Source organism: Marinovum sedimenti (genome assembly GCF_054052205.1).
This window is the reverse complement of the sequence record NZ_CM133223.1, coordinates 972,827-994,499: the sequence shown is the minus strand read 5'-3', so window position 1 is coordinate 994,499 and position 21,673 is coordinate 972,827. Positions and strand designations below refer to the sequence as shown.

Below are 21,673 nucleotides of genomic sequence, written 5' to 3'. Positions count from 1 at the left end.
CTCCGAATGTCGGAGAGACCCTAATGCGTTTTGTCAGATCGCAACAAGTGCGATCCCAAGCTGTGCTTACTTCAGGATCGAGCGACCGGCGTATTCCGCCGTTTCGCCCAGGATCTCTTCGATACGGATCAGCTGGTTGTATTTCGCCAACCGGTCAGAGCGCGCCAGCGAGCCGGTTTTGATCTGGCCGCAGTTGGTGGCAACCGCGAGATCGGCAATCGTGGCATCCTCGGTTTCGCCCGAACGGTGCGACATCACATTGGTATAACGCGCGCGATGCGCCATATCGACGGCCTTCAGCGTTTCGGTCAGCGTGCCGATCTGGTTGACCTTCACCAGCATCGAATTCGCAACGCCGCGTTTGATGCCATCGGCCAGACGCACAGGGTTGGTCACAAACAGATCGTCGCCCACCAGTTGGATCTTGTCGCCGAGCTTGTCGGTCAGGATCTTCCAGCCGTCCCAATCGTCCTCGCTCATGCCGTCTTCGATCGAGATGATCGGATAGTCGTCACACAGCGCGGCAAGGTAGTCGGCGTTTTCTTCGGATGTCAGCGATTTGCCTTCGCCTTTCATCTCGTATTTGCCGTTCTTGTAATACTCGGTCGCGGCGCAATCCATCGCGAGGTAAATATCCTCGCCCGGTTTGTAGCCGGCTTTCTCAATCGACTTGAGAATGAAGTCGAGCGCATCGCGGGTCGAGCCCAGCTCAGGCGCAAAGCCGCCTTCATCGCCCAGACCGGTCGACATGCCTGCCGCCGAAAGCTCTTTCTTCAGGGTGTGGAACACTTCAGAGCCCATGCGCACGGCTTCGCGGATGTTGTCCGCAGCGACCGGCATGATCATGAATTCCTGGATGTCGATCGGGTTGTCGGCATGTTCGCCGCCATTGATGATGTTCATCATCGGCACCGGAATGACGCGCGCCGAGGTGCCGCCAACGTAGCGGAACAGCGGTTGAGCGGTGTAATCGGCGGCGGCCTTGGCCACGGCGAGCGACACACCAAGGATGGCGTTGGCACCAAGGCGGGCCTTGTTGTCGGTGCCGTCAAGCGCGCACATCGCGAGGTCAACCGAGACTTGCTCGGTCGCGTCCATGCCAACGATTTCGTCGGCAATCTCGCCGTTCACGGCGGCAACCGCATCAAGCACGCCTTTGCCCATGTAACGGGCCTTGTCGCCGTCACGTTTTTCCACGGCTTCATACGCGCCGGTCGAGGCCCCCGAAGGCACAGCTGCGCGGCCAATGGTGCTGTCTTCCAGGGTGACGTCCACTTCAACCGTGGGGTTGCCGCGGCTGTCGAGAATTTCTCGTGCAAAAATGTCGATGATAGTGCTCATGGGCTTGTCCCTCATGACAATGAATTTGCTGTCTTGATAGCAGAGGGCAGGGCGCTTGGGAACAGGGGTCGTTAGCGCTAACCGTCGCATGAAAGCGGTTAGATTGCATTGGTTTGAAGGGGGCGCGGTGGCAATTGCGGGTGTGGCGCGTGTCACGGCGGCAATCGCACGAGAGAATGGCAGGGCGATTCTCCCGTGGGTGGTGGTGTCTAGGGGGCGGGCAGGGGCGCTTGGCGCGACAATTGCCGCTCGCGGAAAAAGCTGTAGAGCCCGGAGGCAAGGATGATGGCCGCGCCGATCAATGTCAGCATATCGGGCCGGTCGCCAAGCACCAGAACCCCGAGGCTCATGGTAAACACCAACCGGCTGTAGCGAAACGGCGAGATCACAGCCGCCGGGGCCATCCGCATCGCTGCGGTCACAAGGTAATAGCCGCCCGTCGTCACCAAGACCGCCACCGCGACATAGATAAAGCCCGCGCCAACCGGCCCCTTAGCCGGCCCCATGGCAAGCATCAGCACCAGTCCCGCCGGAATGGTCGAGGCAAATCCCCAGGTCGACAGCGCCAGCGAATCCACCGCATCGGGCACCCGCCGGGTCAAAAGATCGCGTCCGGCCAACCCGCAGGCCCCAAGCACCACCAAAAGCGCCGCCGGCTCGAACCCGTCAAATCCGGGGCGCAGCACCAGCAACATGCCCAGCAACCCGGCGAAAATCGCGCTCCAGCGCCGCCAGCCGACAACCTCGCCCAGGAACAGCGCCGCCCCCAGCGTGACCAAAAGCGGCGTGGTCTGCATAATGGCCGCGACCATCGGCAGCGGGGTCCAGGCGATGCCAGTCACCATGCCCAAGGCGGCAAGGATTTCGCAGCCGTTGCGGCTCATCACCGTGCGGTTCCAGAATATCGGCGACACCAATGCCACCCGGCGCAGCCATGCGATCAGCACAAACAGCAGCGTGCCGCCGGAGCTGAGGAAAAACATGACCTGACCCGGCATCAGGCTTTTTGCCGAAAGCTTGATGAACAAATCGCTGAGTGCCAAACAGGCCATCGACGCCGTCATGAAAAGGATCGCGCGCAAGACCTGCATGAGGGGATGTCCGTCGAATTGGGGCTTTGCCCCTGCCTATCGCGCCCGGCAGGGGCTGCCAAGGGGCGGGCGGATCACTCCGCTGCGGTGTCGATCACATCGAAATCATGCGTCAGCGTGGCACTCGCCGCCAAAACCGCCGAGGCAGAGCAGTATTTCTCGACCGAGAGGGCGATGGCGCGCTCGACCCGCGCCGGGTCAATGCCGCGCCCGGTGACGATGAAATGCATGTGCACGCGGGTGAAAACCTTGGGGTCGGTCTCGGCCCGGTCGGCGTCAAGCTCGACCACGACATCGGTGATGTTTTGGCGGCCCTTTTCCAGGATCGACACCACATCCCAGGCCGAACAGCCGCCGGTGCCAATCAGCACAAGCTCCATCGGGCTGGGGCCGGGTTTCAGCCCGTCGCCGTCATGCGCGGTGCCAAAGGCGACGGTGTGGCCGGTGTCGCTCGCGCCAACAAAGGTGCGTTTTCCGGCCCATTTAACCTGAGTTTTCATGCTGTCTCTCCGAATATGTTTGCGCGCTTATACCAAGGGCGCAGGCGGAAGAAATGGCCGACTGCGCCGCGACCAAAGCGATCACTTCTTGATCGGCACGCCGTACAGCTCCATCCGGTGCCCCTTGAGGCGATAGCCTAGCTTTTCGGCAATCTTTTCCTGTAGCGCCTCGATCTCGGGGTCGACGAATTCGATCACCTCGCCAGAGTTCATATCGATCAGGTGGTCGTGGTGTTCGCGCTCGGCATCTTCATAGCGCGCGCGCCCGTCGCCAAACTCCAGCTTGTCGAGAATGCCGGCCTCTTCGAACAGTTTCACCGTCCGGTACACCGTCGCAATCGAGATCGCCGCATCCTGTGCCGAGGCCCGCGCATAGAGTTCTTCCACATCCGGATGGTCGTCGCTCATTTCGAGCACCGCAGCAATCACCCGGCGCTGGCCGGTCATCCGAAGGCCCTTGGCCTCGCAACGTTCCAGAATGGTCTGCATGGTCTCGTCCGGTTTGCGTCTCGCGGAGCGAGGTCTAGGCGATTTGCAGCGATTGGAAAAGACCCCAAGGCCGGGTTTATCGCCTTGCCTTGGGCCGCATTGGGCCAAACAGCGCTGGCCTTTGGGCCGTGCGGGGCTGGGCGCACCGGGCTTGGCAAGTATTGGACAAAAATGTCTAGACGGAATCGCACCCCCGTCCTACCGTCATGAAAAGCGGGAGGCAGGCCATGAAATCTCAGTATCGCGTGGTGGTGATCGGCGGTGGCGTGGTTGGGGCCTCGGTGCTGTATCATCTGGCCCGCTATGGCTGGACTGACGTCTGCCTGATCGAGCGTGACGTGCTGACCGCCGGATCAAGCTGGCACGCGGCGGGCGGTTTTCATGCGCTGAACGCGGATCCCAATATCGCCCAGTTGCAGGGCTATACCATTGATCTGTTGTCCGAGGTCGAGGCAGAAAGCGGCCAGTCCATCGGCATGCATATGACCGGCGGCATGCACCTTGCAGGCACGCCCGACCGGTGGGAATGGTTGCAGGCCAATTACCGCACCTTCCAATCCATCGGCATTGACGACGTGCACCTTATCACACCCGAGGAGGCCGGGCGGCTTTCGCCCGTGCTTGATACGGATGGCATCCTTGGCGGCATGTGGGCCGAACGCGAGGGCTATGTCGACACCACCGGCACCGTGCAAGCCTATGCCATCGCTGCGAAAAAACGCGGGGCCGAGGTGATCGAGCACAACCGCGTGCTAGAGTTGCACCAGACCGGCGAAGGCTGGCAGGTGGTCACTGAACAGGGCACAGTGACCTGCGAACATGTGGTGAATGCGGGCGGGCTTTGGGCCAAACAGGTCGGGCGGATGGCGGGGATCGAACTGCCGGTCTCGCCGCTGGCGCATCACTATCTGATCACCGAACCGATCCCCGAGATTGCCGCCTTAACGACCGAGTTGCCGATGGTCGTCGATCTCGAAGGCTTCACCTATTCGCGGCAAGATCAGCAGGGGATGCTGGTGGGGATTTACGAGCTGAACCCCAAGCATTGGATGATGGACGGCGCGCCGTGGACCTATGGCATCGAGCTGTTGCAAGAGGAGCCCGACCGGATCGAGCATGAACTCAGCCATGTGTTCCACCGCTTTCCAGTTTTGCAGACGGCGGGCGTTAAAAATTGGGTGCATGGCGCGTTTACCTTTTCGCCCGACGGCAATCCGCTGGTCGGCCCGGTGCGCGGCAAGCGCGGCTATTGGTGTGCCTGCGCGGTGATGGCGGGCTTTCTCCAGGGCGGCGGCGTTGGGAAATCGCTGGCCGAATGGATGATCCACGGCGAGCCGGAGGCGGATGTGTTTGGCATGGATGTCGCCCGCTACGGCGACTATGCGCATAATAAGGACTACATCCGCCAGACCACGGGCCAGTTCTATTCCCGCCGCTTCGTGATGACCTATCCCAACGAACAATTGCCCGCCGGGCGGCCGCTGAAAATGGCCCCGGCGCATGATGCGATGACGGCGGCAGGCGCGCGCTGGGGGGTCAGCTACGGCCTTGAAGTGCCGCTTTATTTCGCGCCCTCCGGGTTCGCGGAGGCCCCAACGCTGCGCCGCTCCAATGCCTTTGATCTGGTGGCGGCCGAGGCGGGCGCGGTGCGCACTGCGGTGGGCCTTCTCGACATCTCCGGCTTTTCCCGGTTCGAGGTGACGGGGGCCGGGGCCGAGGCTTGGCTCAACCACGTCATGGCCGGCAAACTGCCGGCGCCGGGCCGCGCGCGGCTGGCTTTGATGCTGTCGCACACGGGCCGGATGAAAGGCGATCTGACGCTGTTCAATTGGGGCGACGGGACGTGGTGGATCATGGGCAGCTATTACCTGCGCGAATGGCACCTGCGCTGGTTTGCCGATCACCCCGCGCCGGGCGTGCATGTGGCCGATATCTCTGACACCATCACCGGGTTTAGCCTGTCTGGTCCGAATGCGCGCAAGGTGTTGGAAACGCTCACAGATGGTCCGATTGGCGCGCTGTCCTTCATGGGGTGCGGCGACTTTGACATCGGGTTGATCCGCGCGCGCGTTGGGCGGCTTTCGGTCACCGGAGAGTTGGGCTTTGAGATCAACTGCCACGCGGCCGATCACATCGCATTGCGCCGGTCCTTGCTGGCCGCCGGGGCTGATCTTGGCCTGCGCGACGTCGGATTTGAGGCGCTCAACAGCCTGCGGTTGGAGAAAAGCTTTGGCGTCTGGTCGCGCGAATTCACCCAGATTTACACCCCCGGCCAGACGGGCATGGACCGCTGGATCGACTGGGACAAGCCCGATTTCATCGGACGGGACGCGGCCTTGGCCGAACGCGACGGCCAAGGCCCGGCCCGGGTGATTGCGACAGTGGCGGTGGCGGCCGATGACGCCGACACCAGCGGATACGAACCGATCTGGCAGGGCGACAGGCTTGTGGGCTACGTCACCTCGGGCGGCTATGGTCACACGCTTGGGCAGTCGCTGGCCATGGTGATGCTCGACCGCGAAGCGGCGCAGGACGGCACCGAACTGACGGTGCATGTGGTGGGCAAATCGCGCGGCGCGCGGGTGATCGCGCCGTCGCCGTATGATCCGCAGGGCAAGGCGATGCGGGCATGATCGACGACCCAAAACCGCGCCGCCGCAAGCGCGCCCCCCGGGGCCCCGAGGCCCAGCAACGCGCGGTGAACTACACCGAATTGCGCAGCCCGTTTCCGGTGATGAACGCCTTCACCGACGACCGGATCGAAGCGATCCACGAGGCCGCGCTTGGCCTGCTTGAGACCGCTGGCATCAAGGTGCTGCTGCCCGAGGCGCGCCAGATCCTGAAGGCCGCCGGGGCGCGGGTGGATGACAGCACCCAGATGGTGCAGATCGGGCGCGAGATCGTGGCCGCGGCGCTTGCCACCGCGCCGCGCCGGGTGGTGATAAAAGGCGGTGCCCCGGCGCGCGACGTGACTTTGGAACTCGGGCGGCTGGTGTTTCAACCCGGCGGCGGCACGCCCCACGCCACCGACCTTGTGCGCGGACGGCGCCCGGGGCAGGGGCGCGACTACCGCGAGGCGGTGCAGCTGACCCATCATTTCGACGCGCTGCAGATGGTTTCGGCGCTGCTCGAACCGCAGGACATCGCCCCGGCCTTGCGGCATTATTTCATGATCGAGGCGCAGTTGACGCTGATGGACAAATCGCCCTTTGTCTATGGTCGCGGCACGCCGCAGGTGCACGACAGCTTTGAAATGATCCGCGATTTCAGGGGGCTGGACGATGCGGGCTTTCTGGCCGATCCTTGGGCGTATACGGTGATCAACACCAATTCCCCGCGTCAGATCGACATTCCGATGGCGCAAGGGCTGATCGATTTTGCCCGCCACGGACAGATGGTGATCGTCACGCCCTTCACCCTGATGGGCGCGATGGCACCGATCACCGTTGCGGGCGCGATGACCCTTTCTCATGCCGAGGCGATGGCCGCGATCACGCTCAACCAATTGGCAAAACCCGGCGCGCCTGTGCTTTATGGCACCTTCACCTCGAACGTCGACATGAAGTCGGGCGCGCCCGCCTTCGGCACGCCGGAGCATTTCACCGCCTCGCTTGTGGCCGGGCAATTGGCGCGCCGGCTTGGCCTGCCGTGGCGCAGCGCCAGCGGGGCGGCAGGGGCCTGCGCCGATGCGCAAGCGGCCAATGAAACCCAGTTTGGCATGTGGGGCTGTCTGTTGTCGGGCGCGACCGTGGTGATCCACGCGGCGGGGTGGCTCGAGGGCGGGCTGACGCTGGGCTATGAAAAGCTGGTCACCGATATGGAGGTGCTGCAGATGGTGGCCGAGCTTTGCACGCCGACCTCGGCCGACCCGGCGGAACTGGCGCTAGAGGCGTTGGCCGAGGTCCAGCCGGGCGGGCATTTCTTTGGTTGCGATCACACGATGGAACGCTACCAGACGCAATTTTATCAGCCCTTGGTGGCCGATTGGTCGAACTTTGGCCGCTGGGAAGAGACCGGCAGCCAATCCGCCACCGAACGCGCCACCGGCATCTGGCAGGATATCCTCAAAGCCGACAAACGCCCCGAAACTGATCCCGTGCGCGTCACCGCTCTGCATGACTTTATCGCCAGACGCAGCGCCGAAGGCGGCGCACCGCCGGAGAGCTGAGCATGGCAAATCGCCCGGTTTTGCACCGCGACGATCCCGACAAAGCGCCGCTTGTTGGCCATGTCAAAGTCACTCGCGAGGATTGGCTTAACGTCGCGCGCGATATCCTTGTTACCGACGGCGTGGCCGAGGTTAAGGTGCTGGCAATCGGCACCCGGCTCGGGGTGTCGCGCTCTAGTTTTTATTGGTATTTCAAGAGCCGCAAGGATCTTTTGTCGCAACTGTTGGACGATTGGGAGGCGCGCAACACTGCCCAGATCGAGGCCCATTGCGCCCAAGACGCGGCGACGATCACCGGCGCTGTCTGCAATTTCTTTCGCTGTTTTCTTGACCCTGCGCGCTTTGATCAGGGGCTGGATTTCGCCGTCCGCGAATGGTCTCGCCGCGATGGACGGGTACGCCGTCGGATCGATCTGGCCGATGCGGCGCGGATCAAGGCGGTGACGGCGATGTTCGCGCGGCACGGATTTGGTGCCTACGACGCCGATGTGCGCGCCCGCATCCTTTATTTCATGCAGCTCGGCTATCACGCGCTCGATCAGACCGAGCCGATGGGGGACCGGATGGAGCGGACACGGGGCTATCTTTTGGGCTTTACCGGGCAGGCCCCTGCGCCGGACGAGTTGCAGGACTTTCTGGATTTTGCCGCCCGGCAGGGCTGATTTCAAAGGTCGCGGGTTCGGTCAGAACAGCCCGGCATCCCGCGCCACGATGGCAGCTTGGGTGCGATTGCCCACATCCAGCTTGCGATAAAGCGTTTTCATATGCAGCTTGATCGTCGGTTCCGTCAGGTCCAGATCGCGGGCGATTTCCTTGTTGGATTTGCCCTGCGATAGCCCCTCAAGCACCTGCAATTCCCGCTGCGTCAGCTTGCGGGCAAGCGGATGATCGGCGCCAGTCGGGTCTGCGGTGAAAAACTCAGTGGGGGCATATTGCTCGCCCATCGCCATAAATTTTATCGCACTGACCAAGGACTTAGCCGCCAGCGTCTTGGGCACGAAACCGGCCACACCCATCTCCAACGCGCGCTCGGCCACCTCGCGCGGGGCCTCGCCCGACATCAGGGCCACGCGCTGGCCACCGTTCATCCGGATCGCACTGGCCAAGGTTTCCAAGCCCTTCATGCCCGGCATCATCAAATCCAGCAGCACCAGATCATAATGCGGCTGGCTTTCAATCTTTTCGCGCGCCTCATGATAGCTCGCCGCCCCGTCAATCTCGATATTAGGGTCCGCACTCAGAAAAGCGATCAACGTATCGCGCAGCAGGTCGTGATCATCCGCAATCAGTATCCGCACGTCCAGTCTCCACCCCTGAGGGGGCATATTTAGCGCCTCATACCTCTGTTTCGCAAGTTTTCATTAACGAAAGATTGACGATCTATAGGTTAGTTTGGCCGGTATGAAGACACACGCCCCTCATACCGCCAGTCCGCCATCGCTAGAGTTGGTTGAGCAGCGCGCGCGTGGGCCAGGCATCCGCCGGCATGCCAAGCTTTTTCTGTGCCTCTTGTACCGCATTTCGGGTGCCGGCACCAAGGATGCCGTCAATCTCGCCCACGTCATAGCCCTGCGCCTGCAATTTGCGCTGCAATTGCTTCATATCTTCGCCCTCAAGCCCCGGTTCGGGGTTGCCCGCGTCGAACGTCGTCGCCCCCTCAAGCCGGTTGGCGAAATAGGCTGCGGTCATGACGTAGACAAAGCTTTTGTTCCACTCGAAGTAGACGTTGAAATTGGGATAAGCGAGGAATGCCGGGCCTTTACGCCCCTGCGGCAAGACCAGTGCCGCCGGCAGATCGGCGGCGCGACCTTCGCGCACCCTCACGCCCATCGACTCCCATTCCGAGGCGGGGCGCGGCTGGTCAAGTCCAGTCAACGACCAGTCCAGATCGGCGGGCACAACAACTTCTTGCAGCCAAGGCTCGCCCGCGCGCCACCCAAGATCGCGCAGCATATTGGCACCCGACAACAGCGCATCAGGGGCCGAAGTTTTAAGGCTCACCTTGCCGTCGCCATCGCCATCGATGCCGTTGGTCAGAATGTCCTCGGGCAGCATCTGTACCATGCCAATTTCGCCCGCCCAAGCACCGGTGGTGGTGCGGGGGTCAAAGTTGCCGCTCTCATAAAGCTCCAGCGCGGCGAAGATTTGCGGGCGGAACAATTCCGGGCGGCGGCAATCATGCGCCAGCGTCACCAGCGCATTGAGCGTGTTGAAATCGCCCTGGATCTGGCCGTAATCGGTCTCAAACGCCCAGAATGCCAAAAGCACGCCTTTGGAGACGCCGAAGTCCCGCTCCATCCGATCAAAGATGCTGGCATAGCGTTTGGCATTGGCGCGGCCATTGTCGATCCGGTTCTGGCTGATCAGCCGACGGGCGAAATCCACAAAGGGAATCTGGAACACGCCTTGGCGCCCATCGGCCCGCAGCACCGAGGGATCGTGGCGCACCGACCTCAGAAAGGCATCGACGCTGGCACCGTCATGGCCTTTGCTGACAGCTTCGGACTTCACACCCGACAAAAAGTCGCTAAAGGACCCGCCGCAAGTGGTTTGCGCAATGGCCGGAGAGGCCAATGCGACAACAAAAGCCAGAACAGAAGCACTGCGATAGACGTTCATGAAAAACCCTCGGAAATGATACGTGTTGAGGGCAACCTAGCACCCCGATGCCAGTTAACAAGATGGAATGAAAAGCGGTACCTTCACAGCTTTGAGGGCGCGGAGGCGCGAAAAGTACGCCGTATTAATAATATTTTAAGGTTTCTGCCCAACTCTAAAAGAAGGAAGGCGCAGTGGCGCGAATCGGTTTTGCCGGTCGTCGTTGGGGTCGGAATTACGTATGCATGTGCATGTACTTATCGTCGAATCCAATCCTGCGCTGGGCCTGATCTGGGCGCGCCATCTTGAGCGCTTTGATTTGCGTGTTGTGCTGGTTGGCTCTGGGGGCGAAGCGATTCAGGCGCTAACGGACACAAAGTTCGACGCTATCGTTCTTGATCTCGAACTGGCCGAAGGGTCGGCCTTCGCCGTATCGGACTATGCCTGTTATCGTCAGCCCAACACGCGGGTTATCTTTGTCACCAACGCCAGCTTCTTTTCCGATGGGTCAATTTTTCAAAATTGCTGCAACGCCGCCGGTTTCCTCGCCTGCTCAACGCCGCCAGCGGATCTGGCGGCGCTGGTTGAACATCATGCAGTCAGCGGATCGTCCGAGCCTCGACCGTGAGGCGCGTCGAAATCAGGGGAGGGACCAATCGGGACAATCCGGTGTGGATTGATAGTGTCGTGGCTATAGTAATAGTGTCGGCGGATATGGGCTAGGTTCACCGTTTCTTTCACGCCCGGCCATTGATGAAGCGCGCGGGTATAGGCCCATAAATTGGGGTAATCGACGATACGCGCGCGGTTGCATTTGAAATGCCCGTGGTAAACCTCGTCGAAACGCACGAGCGTGGTGAACAGCCGCCAATCCGCTTCTGTAACCGTGTCTCCCATCAGATAGCGCCGGTTTGACAGTCGATCCTCAAGCCAGTCGAGCGTGTCGAACAACGGGCCGACAGCAGCGTCGTAGGCCTTTTGCGTCGTAGCAAAACCGGCTTTGTAAACGCCATTGTTCACAGTGTCATAGATCCGGGCATTGACCTTTTCGATCTCGTCTCGGCGGTCATTGGGCCAGAAATCATCGGTATTTCCGGTCAGCCCGTCGAAGGCCGAATTAAGCATCCGAATGATTTCAGCACTCTCATTGCTGACAATGGTTTTCTGCACTTTGTCCCATAGAACGGGCACCGTCACCCGGCCCGACATTTGCGGATCAGCCTTGAGATAGAGATCGCGCAGAAACGGCAAGCCGTAAAGCCGATCGCCAGTCGCACCATCGGTGTCGCTGTCAAAGCTCCATCCGTCGTCCAACATATCTGGGTGGACCACCGAAACGCTTATGTGCGATTGAAGATCCTTGATCGCGCGAAAGATGAGCGTGCGGTGCGCCCAAGGGCAGGCGAGACTAACGTAGAGGTGATAGCGCCCGCTTTCGGCCGGAAAACCGCCCTTGCCGCTCGGGCCGGCGCTGCCGTCTGGCGTGATCCAGTTCCGAAATTCTGCAGTGCTGCGTTCAAACGCGCCGCCCGAGGATTTGGTGTCGTACCACTTGTCGTGCCATTCACCGTCGATGAGCAATCCCATGCAATGTCTCCTTGTTTTGAAAATATCACATAGCCGGAACTGGCATCTGGAAAACCCGGATCAGCGCGCATGCTCTGCGCATCAGTGAACAGGATGAGCTTGCACCTCCTTTGAAGGGGAGGTGCAAGCTATTGGTATTAAGGTATTTATTGGTGATACGCAGCTATTGAAGATCCGAAAACGCCGACTGCATCCGTTCGACGGCTTCCACGATCCGAGCGCGCGGCGTGGCGAAATTGAACCGCAAGAAGGTCTCGCCTCCCTTGCCGAAAGTCGGCCCGTGGCTGACGGCAATGCGTGCGTGACGCTCGACCCGGCGCAAAAGCTCTTCGTGGGTCATGCCGGTTCCGGCAAAATCCACCCAAGCCAGATAGGTCGATTCCAGCGGCATAGAGGCGACGCCGGGCAGGGCGTTTAACCCTTCGTCAAGGATTTTGCGGTTACCATCAAGATAGGTGACCAGGTCATCAACCCATTTGGCACCTTCGGGGCTATACGCGGCCTCGATCATCCGCATACCAAAGGCGTTTGCCGAAATGCCCAATCCGCGCAGGCGGTTGGCGTACCGTTTGCGCAGGTCGTCATCGGGAATGATGGCGTGCCCAATCAAGTGGCCTGCAATGTTGAATGTCTTGGTTGTGGCCCCGAGTACGATCAACCGGTCACGAATGCCGGGATTGGCAAGGTCCATTGTAAGAAAGGAGGTTCCGGGAAACACCAGATCATGATGAATTTCATCCGACACCAGAATAAGATCGTGCCGCTGGCAGAAATCACCGATGGTGCAGAGTTCTTGACGGGTCCAGACCCGCCCACCCGGATTGTGCGGCGATGACAGGAGCAACACTTTCTCCTTGCCGGTCATCTGTGCGTCCCAGGTTTCGATATCGAGTTCGTAGCGGCCATCCCGGTCGACCAATGCGCATTCCACGGTATGGCGGCCCGAGGCGCTGATCACCCGGCCAAAGGCGTGATAAACTGGTGAAAGCAGCACAACCCCGTCGCCGGGGGCGGTGAACGTATCCAACACCACCGCCACGCCGTTGACGACACCGGGGGTGTAATGGATCCAGCTTTCGTCGATCTCCCAGCCATGGCGTTCGCGCATCCACCAGACAACGGCGGCATTGGTGGCCGAGGGGTCGCCGAAATAGCCATAGACGCCGTGCGATACCATCTGTTCCAGCGCGTTCTGCACCACCGCGGGCGGACGGAAATCCATATCCGCCACCCACATCGGGATGCCGTTGTCGGGGGACACGCCGTAGTGGCCCTCCATCGCGTCCCATTTGGAACTGTGGGTGCCTCTGCGGTCGATGATCTCGTCGAAGTCGTGTGTCATATGGCAAGCTCCTGTCAGCCTGCCGCGACGCTACCGAATTGGCAAGCAGATGCAAGACCGTCTCGACAGTGGCTAAGCCTTAGTTCTGGCGCAGGAATTCCATCACAGCGGGGCGCACGGTCTCGGCTCCGTTCTTGCGTTCCTGGTCGATCACGTTGCGCAGGTCATCAAGGTTGGTACGCCGCAGGAGGTGCTTGACCGGCCCGACAGAGGCAGGGCGCATCGACAGCGTGCGCAAACCCATTGCGGCCATGCAAACCGCTTCGATCGGGCGGCCGGCATCCTCGCCGCAAAAGCTGACGGGGGTGTTGGTGCTGTCGCACCGCGCGATGATCATCTCGAGGAAGCTCAGGAAGGAGGTGTTGAGCGTGTCATACCGTCGGCGCACCCGCTCGTTTTCACGGTCGGCGGCAAAGAAAAACTGTTTGAGGTCGTTGCCGCCAATCGACAAAAACTGGACCTCTTCGAAAAACGCCATCGGCGCAAAAGCCAGCGACGGCGTTTCCAGCATCGCGCCGACTTCGAGCTTTGATGGCAGCTTGTGGCCGAGAATTGTTTCGCGTTCCAACGCCTTATCCATTTCGGCGCAGGCTTTTTGGTACTCGCTATACTGTGCAATAAAGGGGAACATCACCGAAAGTGGCCGCCCGTTGGCCGCACGCAACAGCGCCTGAAGCTGCATCCGCATCACGCCCGGACGGTCAAGCGCCACCCGGATCGCGCGCCAGCCCAGCGCCGGGTTCGGCTCGTCGGTGGCCTTCATGTAAGGCAGCACCTTGTCCGACCCAATGTCGAGCGTGCGGAACACCACGCGTTTGCCATGGGCGGCATCAAGAACGCCGGAATAGAGATTGGCCAGCTCGGTCCGGCGCGGCATCTGATTGCGGATCAGGAACTGCAATTCGGTCCGAAATAGACCCACGCCTTCGGCCCCCGACCCTTCGAGCGAGGGCAGATCGGCCATCAGACCGGCGTTCATTTGCAGGGTGATGACCTTGCCGCAGGTGGACTTGGCCGGTTTGTCACGGATCGAAACGTAACGTTCCTGCGCCTTGGAAATCATCGCGATCTTGTCGCGGAAGGCGGCAACGACGGTATCGTCGGGGCGCAGATGCACCACGCCCTGATCGCCATCCACCATGATATGGTTGCCGTTAAGCGCCTCGGTGGTGATGCGATTGGCCTGGATCACCAGCGGGATGGCCAGCGCGCGCGCGACGATGGCGGCATGGCTGCCGACAGAGCCCTCTTCGAGCACGATGCCCTTGAGTTTGCGACCATATTCCAGCAATTCTCCCGGACCGATGTTGCGTGCCACGAGGATCGGATCATCGGGCATTTCGGCCCCGGTCAGGCTGCCTTGGCCGGTCAGAATACGCAGCAGCCGGTTCGACAGATCGTCAAGATCGTGCAGCCGTTCGCGCAGATAGGCGTCGGGCACTTGGCCAAGCCGGGTGCGGGCGGCGGATTGCTCTTTTTCCACCGCGGCCTCGGCGGACAGCCCGCGCGCGAGGTCTTCTTCCATCCGCCGCATCCAGCTTCTGGAATTGGCGAACATGCGATAGGCCTGCAAAACCTCAAGCTGGTCGGCATCGCCGCCCGCCGCGCCGGCCAGCAGTTGATCGACCCCGACGCGCAGTTCATCCACCGCTTCTTTCAGGCGCTCAAGCTCGCGGTGGGGATCGTCGGCAATCGGGTTCGTCACCACAACACGCGGTTCGTGCAGCCAGACATGGCCCTCGGTCGCGCCTTCCTGACCGGTGATTCCCCGCAGCAGATAGGGCTGGGTGTGGCGGGCCGACATCGCGGCGCCTTCGCCGACAAATGCGCCCAGCTCGGTCATCTCGGCCAAGACCATCGCCACGACTTCGAGCGCATAGACCTCATCAGCCGAGAATTGTCGGGCCACTTTGGACTGGACAACCAGCACGCCCAGCATCTCGCCCAAGCGCTGGATCGGGACGCCGAGGAAGGAGGAATAAATCTCTTCGCCGGTCTCCGCCATATAGCGAAATCCCGGTGCTTGCGGGGCATTTGCGCTGTTGATGATGGCGCCAGAGCGGGCGACGCGGCCCACAAGCCCCTCGCCAATGCGCATCCGGGTCTGGTGAACGGCTTCGGCCTTGAGCCCTTCGGTGGCACAAAGTTCGAGCGTGTCCTGATCACGGAACAGGTAGATCGAGCAAACCTCGGTCTTCATCGAATCCGCTGTCAGATGCACGATCTTGTCGAGCCGTTCCTGACCGGCGGATTCCTCAGCCATGAGGTCGCGCAAGCGTCTGAGAAGCTTGCGGCTTTCGCTTTCCGTGCCTTCAGCCATGTGTCGAAATTCCCCTGTTCAACCCGTCATACAATATCCGGGCCGCATTGCCCAGAACGTCGCGCGGGCCAAACGCCAATGGCACCGCAGCGGCACGGCATGTCGCTGCAAGCGCCATAGACCTTTGGTGTGACGGAGGCGTGAAACAGGCGATCTGCCGCAAATCCATGCGGCAGGCAGGCACCCGAAACGACGGCAAAAGCCGCTGTGTGCATGACGATCTCCCTGTTTCGAACCCGACGTGCCCGGGCCCGAAACCGGGCAGGGGTGTCAGGCGGTTTTGTCCAACTCGAAGGCATCATGCAGGGCCTGCACGGCAAGTTCCATATACTTTCGGTCGATCAGAACGGATATTTTTATCTCAGAGGTTGTAATGACCTTGATGTTAATCCCCTCATCCGAGAGCACCTTGAACATCTTTGCGGCCACACCCGCGTGGCTGCGCATGCCGATCCCGACGACCGAGATCTTGGCCACGCCCTCATCGGCAACGATGTCGTGGAAATTGATATCGCCGCTCTTTTGGGCGTCGACCATCGCCTTTTCCGCGCGCCGCACCTGGTCGACGGGGCAGGAAAAGGTCATATCCGTGCGGCCTTCTTCGGCGATGTTCTGCACGATCATGTCGACATTGACGCCCGCGTCGGACAGCGGGCCAAAGATCGCGGCGGCGATGCCGGGGCGATCCGCGACCGAGATCAGCGTCATCTTGGCTTCGTCACGGGAATAGGCCACGCCAGATACGACATTGAGTTCCATGATTTCTTCCTCATCGCAGACGAGCGTTCCGGCCTCGTCCGATTGTTCCTCGAAAGAGCTGAGCACCCGCAGCTTTACGTTATAACGCATCGCCAGTTCGACCGACCGGGTTTGCAGAACCTTGGCCCCGAGCGAGGCCAGTTCGAGCATTTCCTCAAAGGCGATCTTGTCGAGCTTGCGCGCCTTGGAGCAGATCCGCGGATCGGTGGTATAGACGCCATCGACGTCGGTGTAGATGTCGCAACGCTCGGCCTCAAAGGCGGCGGCAAAGGCAACGGCGGTGGTGTCACTGCCGCCCCGACCCAGCGTGGTGACGCGGCCATCGGGGCCAATGCCCTGAAAGCCCGCGACCACGGCAACCTGCATGCCTTCGCCGAATTTGGCGTTGATATTGTCGGTCGGAATCTCGGTGATCCGGGCGGCGGCATGGGCGTTGGTGGTCTTGAGCGGCACTTGCCAGCCTTGCCAGCTGCGCGCGGGCACGTCCATTTCCTGCAGTGTCAGCGCCATTAACCCGGCCGTAACGTTTTCACCCGAAGATACGATGGCGTCGTATTCGCGGGCATCAAACAAGGGAGAGGTTTCGTTGACATAGCCGACCAACTTATTGGTCTCGCCAGACATGGCAGAGACGATGACGATGACGTCATAGCCTTTGGCCACTTCCACGCCCACACGTTTGGCGGCGCGGCGGATACGGTCGAGCGTGGCGACAGAGGTGCCGCCGAATTTCATAACCAGTAGGGGCATGGGTGTTTCCTGCCAGAATTCGTCCGGCGCGGTTTACGCAGATGCAAGCGAAAGGGCAAGACACTGCTTGATTGCCCGGCACATGTCGCGCCGGGCAAGGGTAAAAGGGGATCAGGCGTACAGCGGCTGAACGCCCATCTGCATGTGCAGCATGTTCACGGTCTGCTGGTCGAGCCCAAGCTCGGCGGCAAGCTGATCGAGGTATTGCGCCTCGGCCTGGGTATCGACGCGGATCGACATCAGCGACATTGAATAGACCTGCATCTTTTGCGCATCCGGCGTGTCGCGGGCCAAGGCAGCGGGGTCAAGCTTGGCCGAAAGCTGTTTCTTGACGTAGGCGATGCTGTCGGCATCGGCATCTTCGCCCATGGTTTCGAGGATCTTGGCCTTTTCCTCGGCGTCAATGCCGCCATCGGATTTGGCCGCCTGAATCATCGCGCGCAGCATCAGCCCGGCGGCCTCTTCCGCTTCGGGCGGGGCCTTGCCGCTAAACTGGTCGAGCATCGAGCCGACACCTTTGCCCGAGGCCGCCGCAGCACCACCGGCCATCGACAACAGCCCGGCAAGCCCCGCGCCACCCGCGCCCGACAGCAATCCGCCGCCCTCGCTTTTGGTGCCGCCCATCAGACCGCCCATCATTTCCTGAATGTTGACGCCAGCGCCGCCAGCAGAGCTCATCATCTTGGTAAACATGTCCTGCATCTGGCTCATGCCCTGCGCGCCGCTTTCCTGCGCCTGACCCATCATGCCTTTGATCTGGTCCATGCCGGGCATCTGGTCCATCGCCTCAACAGCGGGGTTCTGCCCGGTCTTGGCCTCGCGCGATGGCACCTGTGCACCGCCCAACATCCCGCCAAGTCCTTGATTTTTGCTCATGTGATCCACGCCGCGCGCAGCGGCATAGCCCATCGCAACCTTGGCCAAAGTGCTCATCAAACCCATGTTCAATCCTCCCAGTGAAATGATTGCTCTCACTGTGGCAGGTTTTCTTGTATCCCAGAAGGGGGCAATTTCAGGCTTGGCTCAAATCAGCCGCAACAGCCGCATCACCACCAGCACCAGCGCAACCGCGCCCGCCATGCCCAGACAGACGATGGCAAATCCCAGCGAAGACTGTGTCCAGGGCAGGCCACCGACGTTCATGCCAAACAAACCGGTGACAAAGCCAAGCGGCAGGAACACCGCCGCCACCACCGAAAGCCCATAGCCATTGCGCGACAGCTGGTCGGCCTTTTGCGCATATTGGTGATCGGCCAGCGCGCCAAGCCGTTGATAAACCGCATCAAGTTCTTCCAAAGCGCGTTGCGCCCGGTTGGCGCTTTCGCGGATGTCGTCTTGGGGCAGGGCGAGCGGACCGGCGGGCCCGCGCGCTTCGAGCCGGCGCAGCGTGTCGCTTTGCGGGCGCAGATAACGCAACAGCCGGATCGACGCGCGCCGCAACCCCGGCAAGGGGGCCAGCACCGCCGGATCACATTCGGGATCAAGGATCGCTTCTTCGATGTCATCGACCTGATCATCAAGCTTCAGGCTGACCTGTTCGATCCGGTCCACCAATCGCTCTGTCAGTTCCGCCACCAATTCGCCGGGTCCACCGGGCAAACGCCGGCCCCCCTCAAGCTCGCTCTGCAAATCACGCACGGCGTAGATCGGACGGTGGCGCAGGGTGACGACAAGCGTCTGACTGGCCCATATCCGCAGCGAAACCATGTCATCGGCCTGTTGGCCGGGATTGAAATTTGCCCCCCGCAGGATCAGGATCAGCGCATCCCCAAGGGCAAGGTATCGGGGCCGCGTTTCCGGCTGCAGCAAGATTTCCGCCGCTTCCTCGGTCACAAGCTGGCCGACCCGCGCCACCGTGCCCGGCGCGGCCAGATCGAAATGCACCCAGCGCCAATGGCCCTCGGCCGGCTCACGATCAAGCGCTCCGTCTTGGGCGCGGCCCTCGGCATCTATGTCAAAAACAAACAGAGCCATCACATCAAATCCGGTTCACGGCCCACGCGATTGGCCAGTTTCGTCACGGTCAACCCCTGCACGATGATCGAGAAAATCACCACGATATAGGTCGCGGTCAGGATCAGCGGCTTCCATTCGCCGTCGGGCAAGGACAGCGCCAGCGCGACCGAGATACCGCCTTTGAGCCCGCCCCAGGTCATGATCGGAATCACATCCGACGGGAAGGTGCGGAAGGGTTTGAGCAGCAAAACCGGCACCGCCACCGCCACCAACCGCGCCACCAAAGCCAGCGCAATCGCCATCACGCCCGACACCAGATAACTGGCGTCAAAGGCCACGGCAAAGACCTCGAACCCGATCATCAGGAACAAAACTGCGTTAAGGATTTCGTCGATCAGCTTCCAAAAGGCATCGACATATTGGCGGGTTTCCTCGGTCATGCCGTGCTTGGCCCCGATGTCGCCGATCAACAGCCCGGCGCAGACCGCCATGATCGGGGCCGAGACATGCAGGAACACCGCCAGTTCATAGCCGCCAAAGGCGAGGCCGAGCGTCAGCAGAACCTCCAGCGAATAGTCGTCAATCCGGCGCATCAGTCGGAACGTCAGCCAGCCGAGCACGATCCCGAGCACCGCGCCGCCAAGCGCCTCTTGCACAAACAAGATCGCCGCGGCCTGCGCCACGCTGCCGCCGCCATGATCGCCTTGTGCGGCCGGAAAGGCGATGCCGACCAGCACCAAAAACACCACATAGCCGACGCCATCGTTGAACAGCGATTCCCCGGCGATCTTTGTTTCCAACGCCTTACGTAGGTTGGCCTCGCGCAGCACGCCCAGCACCGCCACCGGATCGGTCGGCGAAATCAGCGCGCCAAACACCAGCGCGATCAGTAGCGGCATCCCGGTGATCCAGTGAAAGCCAAGCCCGGCAATCGCCGTCGACAGCCCGATGCCCAGCGTCGCCATCAGGAACACCAGCCGCCATTGTTCGCGCAGATCCGACAGCTTCACATGCAGCGCCCCGGCAAACAGCAACAGGCCCAACATCCCCTCGAGAAGCGCGTCGGAAAACTCCAGCGCCTTGACCGTGCTGCGCACCGTATCGGCGAGCCCCAGCGTGGGCAGCACGAGGTCAAGCGCCATCAACCCGAAAGAGGCCAAAAGCGCGACCACAAGGATGCCGATTGCCGAAGGCAGCTTGAGAACAAGGTAGTTGATCGCGCCAAACAGCCCCGCGAGCACAATCAAGAGAGAGGTGATCTGTAGAAAATTCATGAGCCCGCCCGCGCGTTTACCGTTGGTTCAAGCGGTAGCACGCGCCCCGGCACAGGGCCATAGTCTATCCCGAGGCGGTTTGGCTCAGAGTTTCAGCGACATCAGCGAAAAGCCTTCGCGCAACTCAAAATGCGCCTTGCGGTACAGCCGTTGCGCGGGTTTGTCCTCGCGTTTGACCTCAAGATGCAGCGCCTTCAGCCCGGCATCGCGCAACGCGCGCGGCAGTGAATAGAGCACATCGGTCGCCATCCCGCGCCCGCGCACGGCGGGGCGAATATACAGCTCATCAACAAAGCCATCCATGCCGCCAAATTCCAGCGACCAGCCAAAGCTGAGAATGATATAGCCGACCGGCGATTTCTGCGGCCCGATCAAATAGATAGCCCCGTGCGGACAGCCTTCGAGCAGCGGCGTAATCCCGGCGCGGCGACGCTCTTCGTCGTGCTCAAGGCCGGTTTCATTGCAAAACGCCGCGCTCAGCGGCAGCAGCCGGTCGATGTCGTCGGGGCCTGCGAGGTGCAATCTCGTGCTCATAGCCGGGCGAGCCTTTCTGTCAGCAGGGCAAAAAACCCATCCGCATCCACGTCGCCGACAAACAGCGCATTCGCGGGCCGGTCGGTGACGCCCCACCAATCGGCCACGGTCATCCCCAAGGTCAAGTCCGAACCCGTCTCAATTTCAACATTGACCTTGCGGCCAGTGAACAGGTCGGGCCGGATCAGATAGGCAGTGACACAGGGATCATGCAGGGGCGCGCCGTCTGAGCCGTATTTTTCCTTGTCGAACCGCTCAAAGAAATCGGTCATCTGCGCCACGGCGAGGCCGACCGGCGTGCCAATCGCGCGAAATGCATCGTTGCGCGTCCGGGTGACCAGCGCCTTGTGGGTCACATCCAGCGGCATCACCACAATCGGCGCGCCGGATTTGAACACGATATCAGCGGCTTCCGGGTCAACATAGATGTTGAACTCGGCGGCGGGGGTGATGTTGCCAACCTCGAAATAGGCCCCGCCCATCAGCACGATTTCCTGCACCCGTTCGATGATGTCAGGCGCGCGCTCAAAGGCCGTGGCGATGTTGGTCAGCGGGCCAAGCGGGCAAAGCGTGACCGTCCCGGCAGCCTCTTGCCGCAGAGTTTCGATAATAAAATCAACGGCGTGCTGGTCCTGAAGCGGCATTTCCGGATCGGCCAGGTCAGGCCCGTCCAGCCCGGTTTTGCCATGCACATGCTCGGCCGTCACCAATGGGCGCTTGAGCGGCGTGTCGCAGCCGGCAAACACCCGCATCTCGGGCTTGCCCGCCAGTTCACAGACAATCCGCGCGTTTTTCTGGGTCAGCGGCAGCGGAACGTTGCCGGCAACAGCGGTGATGCCGAGAACCTCGATGTCCTCGGGGCTGGCCAAAGCCAGAAGGATCGCCACCGCATCATCCTGCCCGGGATCGGTGTCGATAATGATTTTACGTGCGGTCATGAGGGTCCTGCGGCTGATTTCGGCGC

19 protein-coding genes are annotated in these 21,673 nt (G+C 61.3%); 4 read left to right on the top strand and 15 right to left on the bottom strand.

The window, feature by feature from the left end; translation table 11 throughout:
• Positions 1-66: 66 nt before the first annotated feature.
• The 4 genes from eno to ACW9UO_RS04735 form a co-directional block, all read right to left on the bottom strand.
• Positions 67-1,341 (bottom strand): phosphopyruvate hydratase, encoded by a 1,275-nt coding sequence (gene eno, locus ACW9UO_RS04750; RefSeq protein WP_457087835.1) that lies wholly within the window; start codon positions 1,339-1,341, stop codon positions 67-69.
• Positions 1,342-1,550: 209 nt separating this feature from the next.
• Positions 1,551-2,432, bottom strand: coding sequence for a DMT family transporter (locus ACW9UO_RS04745; protein ID WP_457087834.1), 882 nt, complete (start codon positions 2,430-2,432; stop codon positions 1,551-1,553).
• Between the two features lie 74 nt (positions 2,433-2,506).
• Positions 2,507-2,932 (bottom strand): OsmC family protein, encoded by a 426-nt coding sequence (locus ACW9UO_RS04740; protein WP_457087833.1) that lies wholly within the window; start codon positions 2,930-2,932, stop codon positions 2,507-2,509.
• A gap of 81 nt (positions 2,933-3,013) precedes the next feature.
• Positions 3,014-3,421 carry a Fur family transcriptional regulator gene (locus ACW9UO_RS04735; protein ID WP_457087832.1) on the bottom strand — a complete coding sequence of 136 codons (408 nt, stop codon included), beginning with the start codon at positions 3,419-3,421 and terminating at the stop codon, positions 3,014-3,016.
• Positions 3,422-3,648: 227 nt separating this feature from the next.
• Between ACW9UO_RS04735 and ACW9UO_RS04730 the strand changes: the two genes are divergently transcribed.
• Genes ACW9UO_RS04730 through ACW9UO_RS04720 form a run of 3 tightly spaced genes read left to right on the top strand, consistent with a single transcriptional unit; the run spans position 3,649 to position 8,251 of the window.
• Entirely contained in the window at positions 3,649-6,054 is a 2,406-nt protein-coding gene (locus ACW9UO_RS04730; RefSeq protein WP_457087831.1) for a GcvT family protein, read from the top strand.
• The gene (locus ACW9UO_RS04725) at positions 6,051-7,589 is read left to right on the top strand and encodes a trimethylamine methyltransferase family protein (protein WP_457087830.1); all 1,539 of its coding nucleotides are present in this window, start codon (positions 6,051-6,053) and stop codon (positions 7,587-7,589) included. The genes ACW9UO_RS04730 and ACW9UO_RS04725 overlap by 4 nt, the downstream gene beginning before the upstream one ends.
• A 2-nt stretch (positions 7,590-7,591) precedes the next feature.
• Positions 7,592-8,251, top strand: coding sequence for a TetR/AcrR family transcriptional regulator (locus tag ACW9UO_RS04720; protein WP_457087829.1), 660 nt, complete (start codon positions 7,592-7,594; stop codon positions 8,249-8,251).
• A 21-nt stretch (positions 8,252-8,272) separates the two neighbouring features.
• Here ACW9UO_RS04720 and ACW9UO_RS04715 read toward each other — a convergent pair whose 3' ends face one another.
• Both ACW9UO_RS04715 and ACW9UO_RS04710 read right to left on the bottom strand, forming a co-directional pair.
• Complete coding sequence (locus tag ACW9UO_RS04715; protein ID WP_457087828.1) at positions 8,273-8,887, bottom strand: response regulator; 615 nt, start codon at positions 8,885-8,887, stop codon at positions 8,273-8,275.
• Between the two features lie 142 nt (positions 8,888-9,029).
• The gene (locus tag ACW9UO_RS04710; protein WP_457087827.1) at positions 9,030-10,208 is read right to left on the bottom strand and encodes a lytic murein transglycosylase; all 1,179 of its coding nucleotides are present in this window, start codon (positions 10,206-10,208) and stop codon (positions 9,030-9,032) included.
• Between the two features lie 220 nt (positions 10,209-10,428).
• Between ACW9UO_RS04710 and ACW9UO_RS04705 the strand changes: the two genes are divergently transcribed.
• Positions 10,429-10,815 carry a response regulator transcription factor gene (locus tag ACW9UO_RS04705; protein WP_457087826.1) on the top strand — a complete coding sequence of 129 codons (387 nt, stop codon included), beginning with the start codon at positions 10,429-10,431 and terminating at the stop codon, positions 10,813-10,815.
• Here ACW9UO_RS04705 and ACW9UO_RS04700 read toward each other — a convergent pair.
• The 9 genes from ACW9UO_RS04700 to ACW9UO_RS04660 form a co-directional block, all read right to left on the bottom strand.
• Positions 10,779-11,774: a glutathione S-transferase family protein gene (locus ACW9UO_RS04700; RefSeq protein WP_457087825.1), complete on the bottom strand. Its 996-nt coding sequence runs from the start codon at positions 11,772-11,774 to the stop codon at positions 10,779-10,781. The two genes, ACW9UO_RS04705 and ACW9UO_RS04700, sit on opposite strands and share 37 nt — an antisense overlap.
• A gap of 163 nt (positions 11,775-11,937) precedes the next feature.
• Positions 11,938-13,116 (bottom strand): MalY/PatB family protein, encoded by a 1,179-nt coding sequence (locus ACW9UO_RS04695; protein WP_457087824.1) that lies wholly within the window; start codon positions 13,114-13,116, stop codon positions 11,938-11,940.
• A gap of 79 nt (positions 13,117-13,195) precedes the next feature.
• Complete coding sequence (gene ptsP / locus ACW9UO_RS04690; RefSeq protein WP_457087823.1) at positions 13,196-15,436, bottom strand: phosphoenolpyruvate--protein phosphotransferase; 2,241 nt, start codon at positions 15,434-15,436, stop codon at positions 13,196-13,198.
• 270 nt (positions 15,437-15,706) lie between these two features.
• Complete coding sequence (locus ACW9UO_RS04685) at positions 15,707-16,945, bottom strand: aspartate kinase (protein ID WP_457087822.1); 1,239 nt, start codon at positions 16,943-16,945, stop codon at positions 15,707-15,709.
• A 111-nt stretch (positions 16,946-17,056) separates the two neighbouring features.
• Positions 17,057-17,887 (bottom strand): DUF533 domain-containing protein, encoded by an 831-nt coding sequence (locus ACW9UO_RS04680; protein ID WP_457087821.1) that lies wholly within the window; start codon positions 17,885-17,887, stop codon positions 17,057-17,059.
• An 81-nt stretch (positions 17,888-17,968) separates the two neighbouring features.
• Positions 17,969-18,919 (bottom strand): CorA family divalent cation transporter, encoded by a 951-nt coding sequence (locus tag ACW9UO_RS04675; RefSeq protein ID WP_457087820.1) that lies wholly within the window; start codon positions 18,917-18,919, stop codon positions 17,969-17,971.
• The gene (locus tag ACW9UO_RS04670; RefSeq protein WP_457087819.1) at positions 18,919-20,175 is read right to left on the bottom strand and encodes a cation:proton antiporter; all 1,257 of its coding nucleotides are present in this window, start codon (positions 20,173-20,175) and stop codon (positions 18,919-18,921) included. The genes ACW9UO_RS04675 and ACW9UO_RS04670 overlap by 1 nt, the downstream gene beginning before the upstream one ends.
• An 84-nt stretch (positions 20,176-20,259) precedes the next feature.
• Positions 20,260-20,709, bottom strand: a complete 450-nt coding sequence (locus tag ACW9UO_RS04665) for a GNAT family N-acetyltransferase (RefSeq protein WP_457087818.1) — start codon at positions 20,707-20,709, stop codon at positions 20,260-20,262.
• A complete protein-coding gene (locus tag ACW9UO_RS04660) occupies positions 20,706-21,647 on the bottom strand; it encodes a nucleoside hydrolase (RefSeq protein ID WP_457087817.1) in 942 nt (313 codons plus the stop codon). The genes ACW9UO_RS04665 and ACW9UO_RS04660 overlap by 4 nt, the downstream gene beginning before the upstream one ends.
• Positions 21,648-21,673 lie beyond the last annotated feature (26 nt).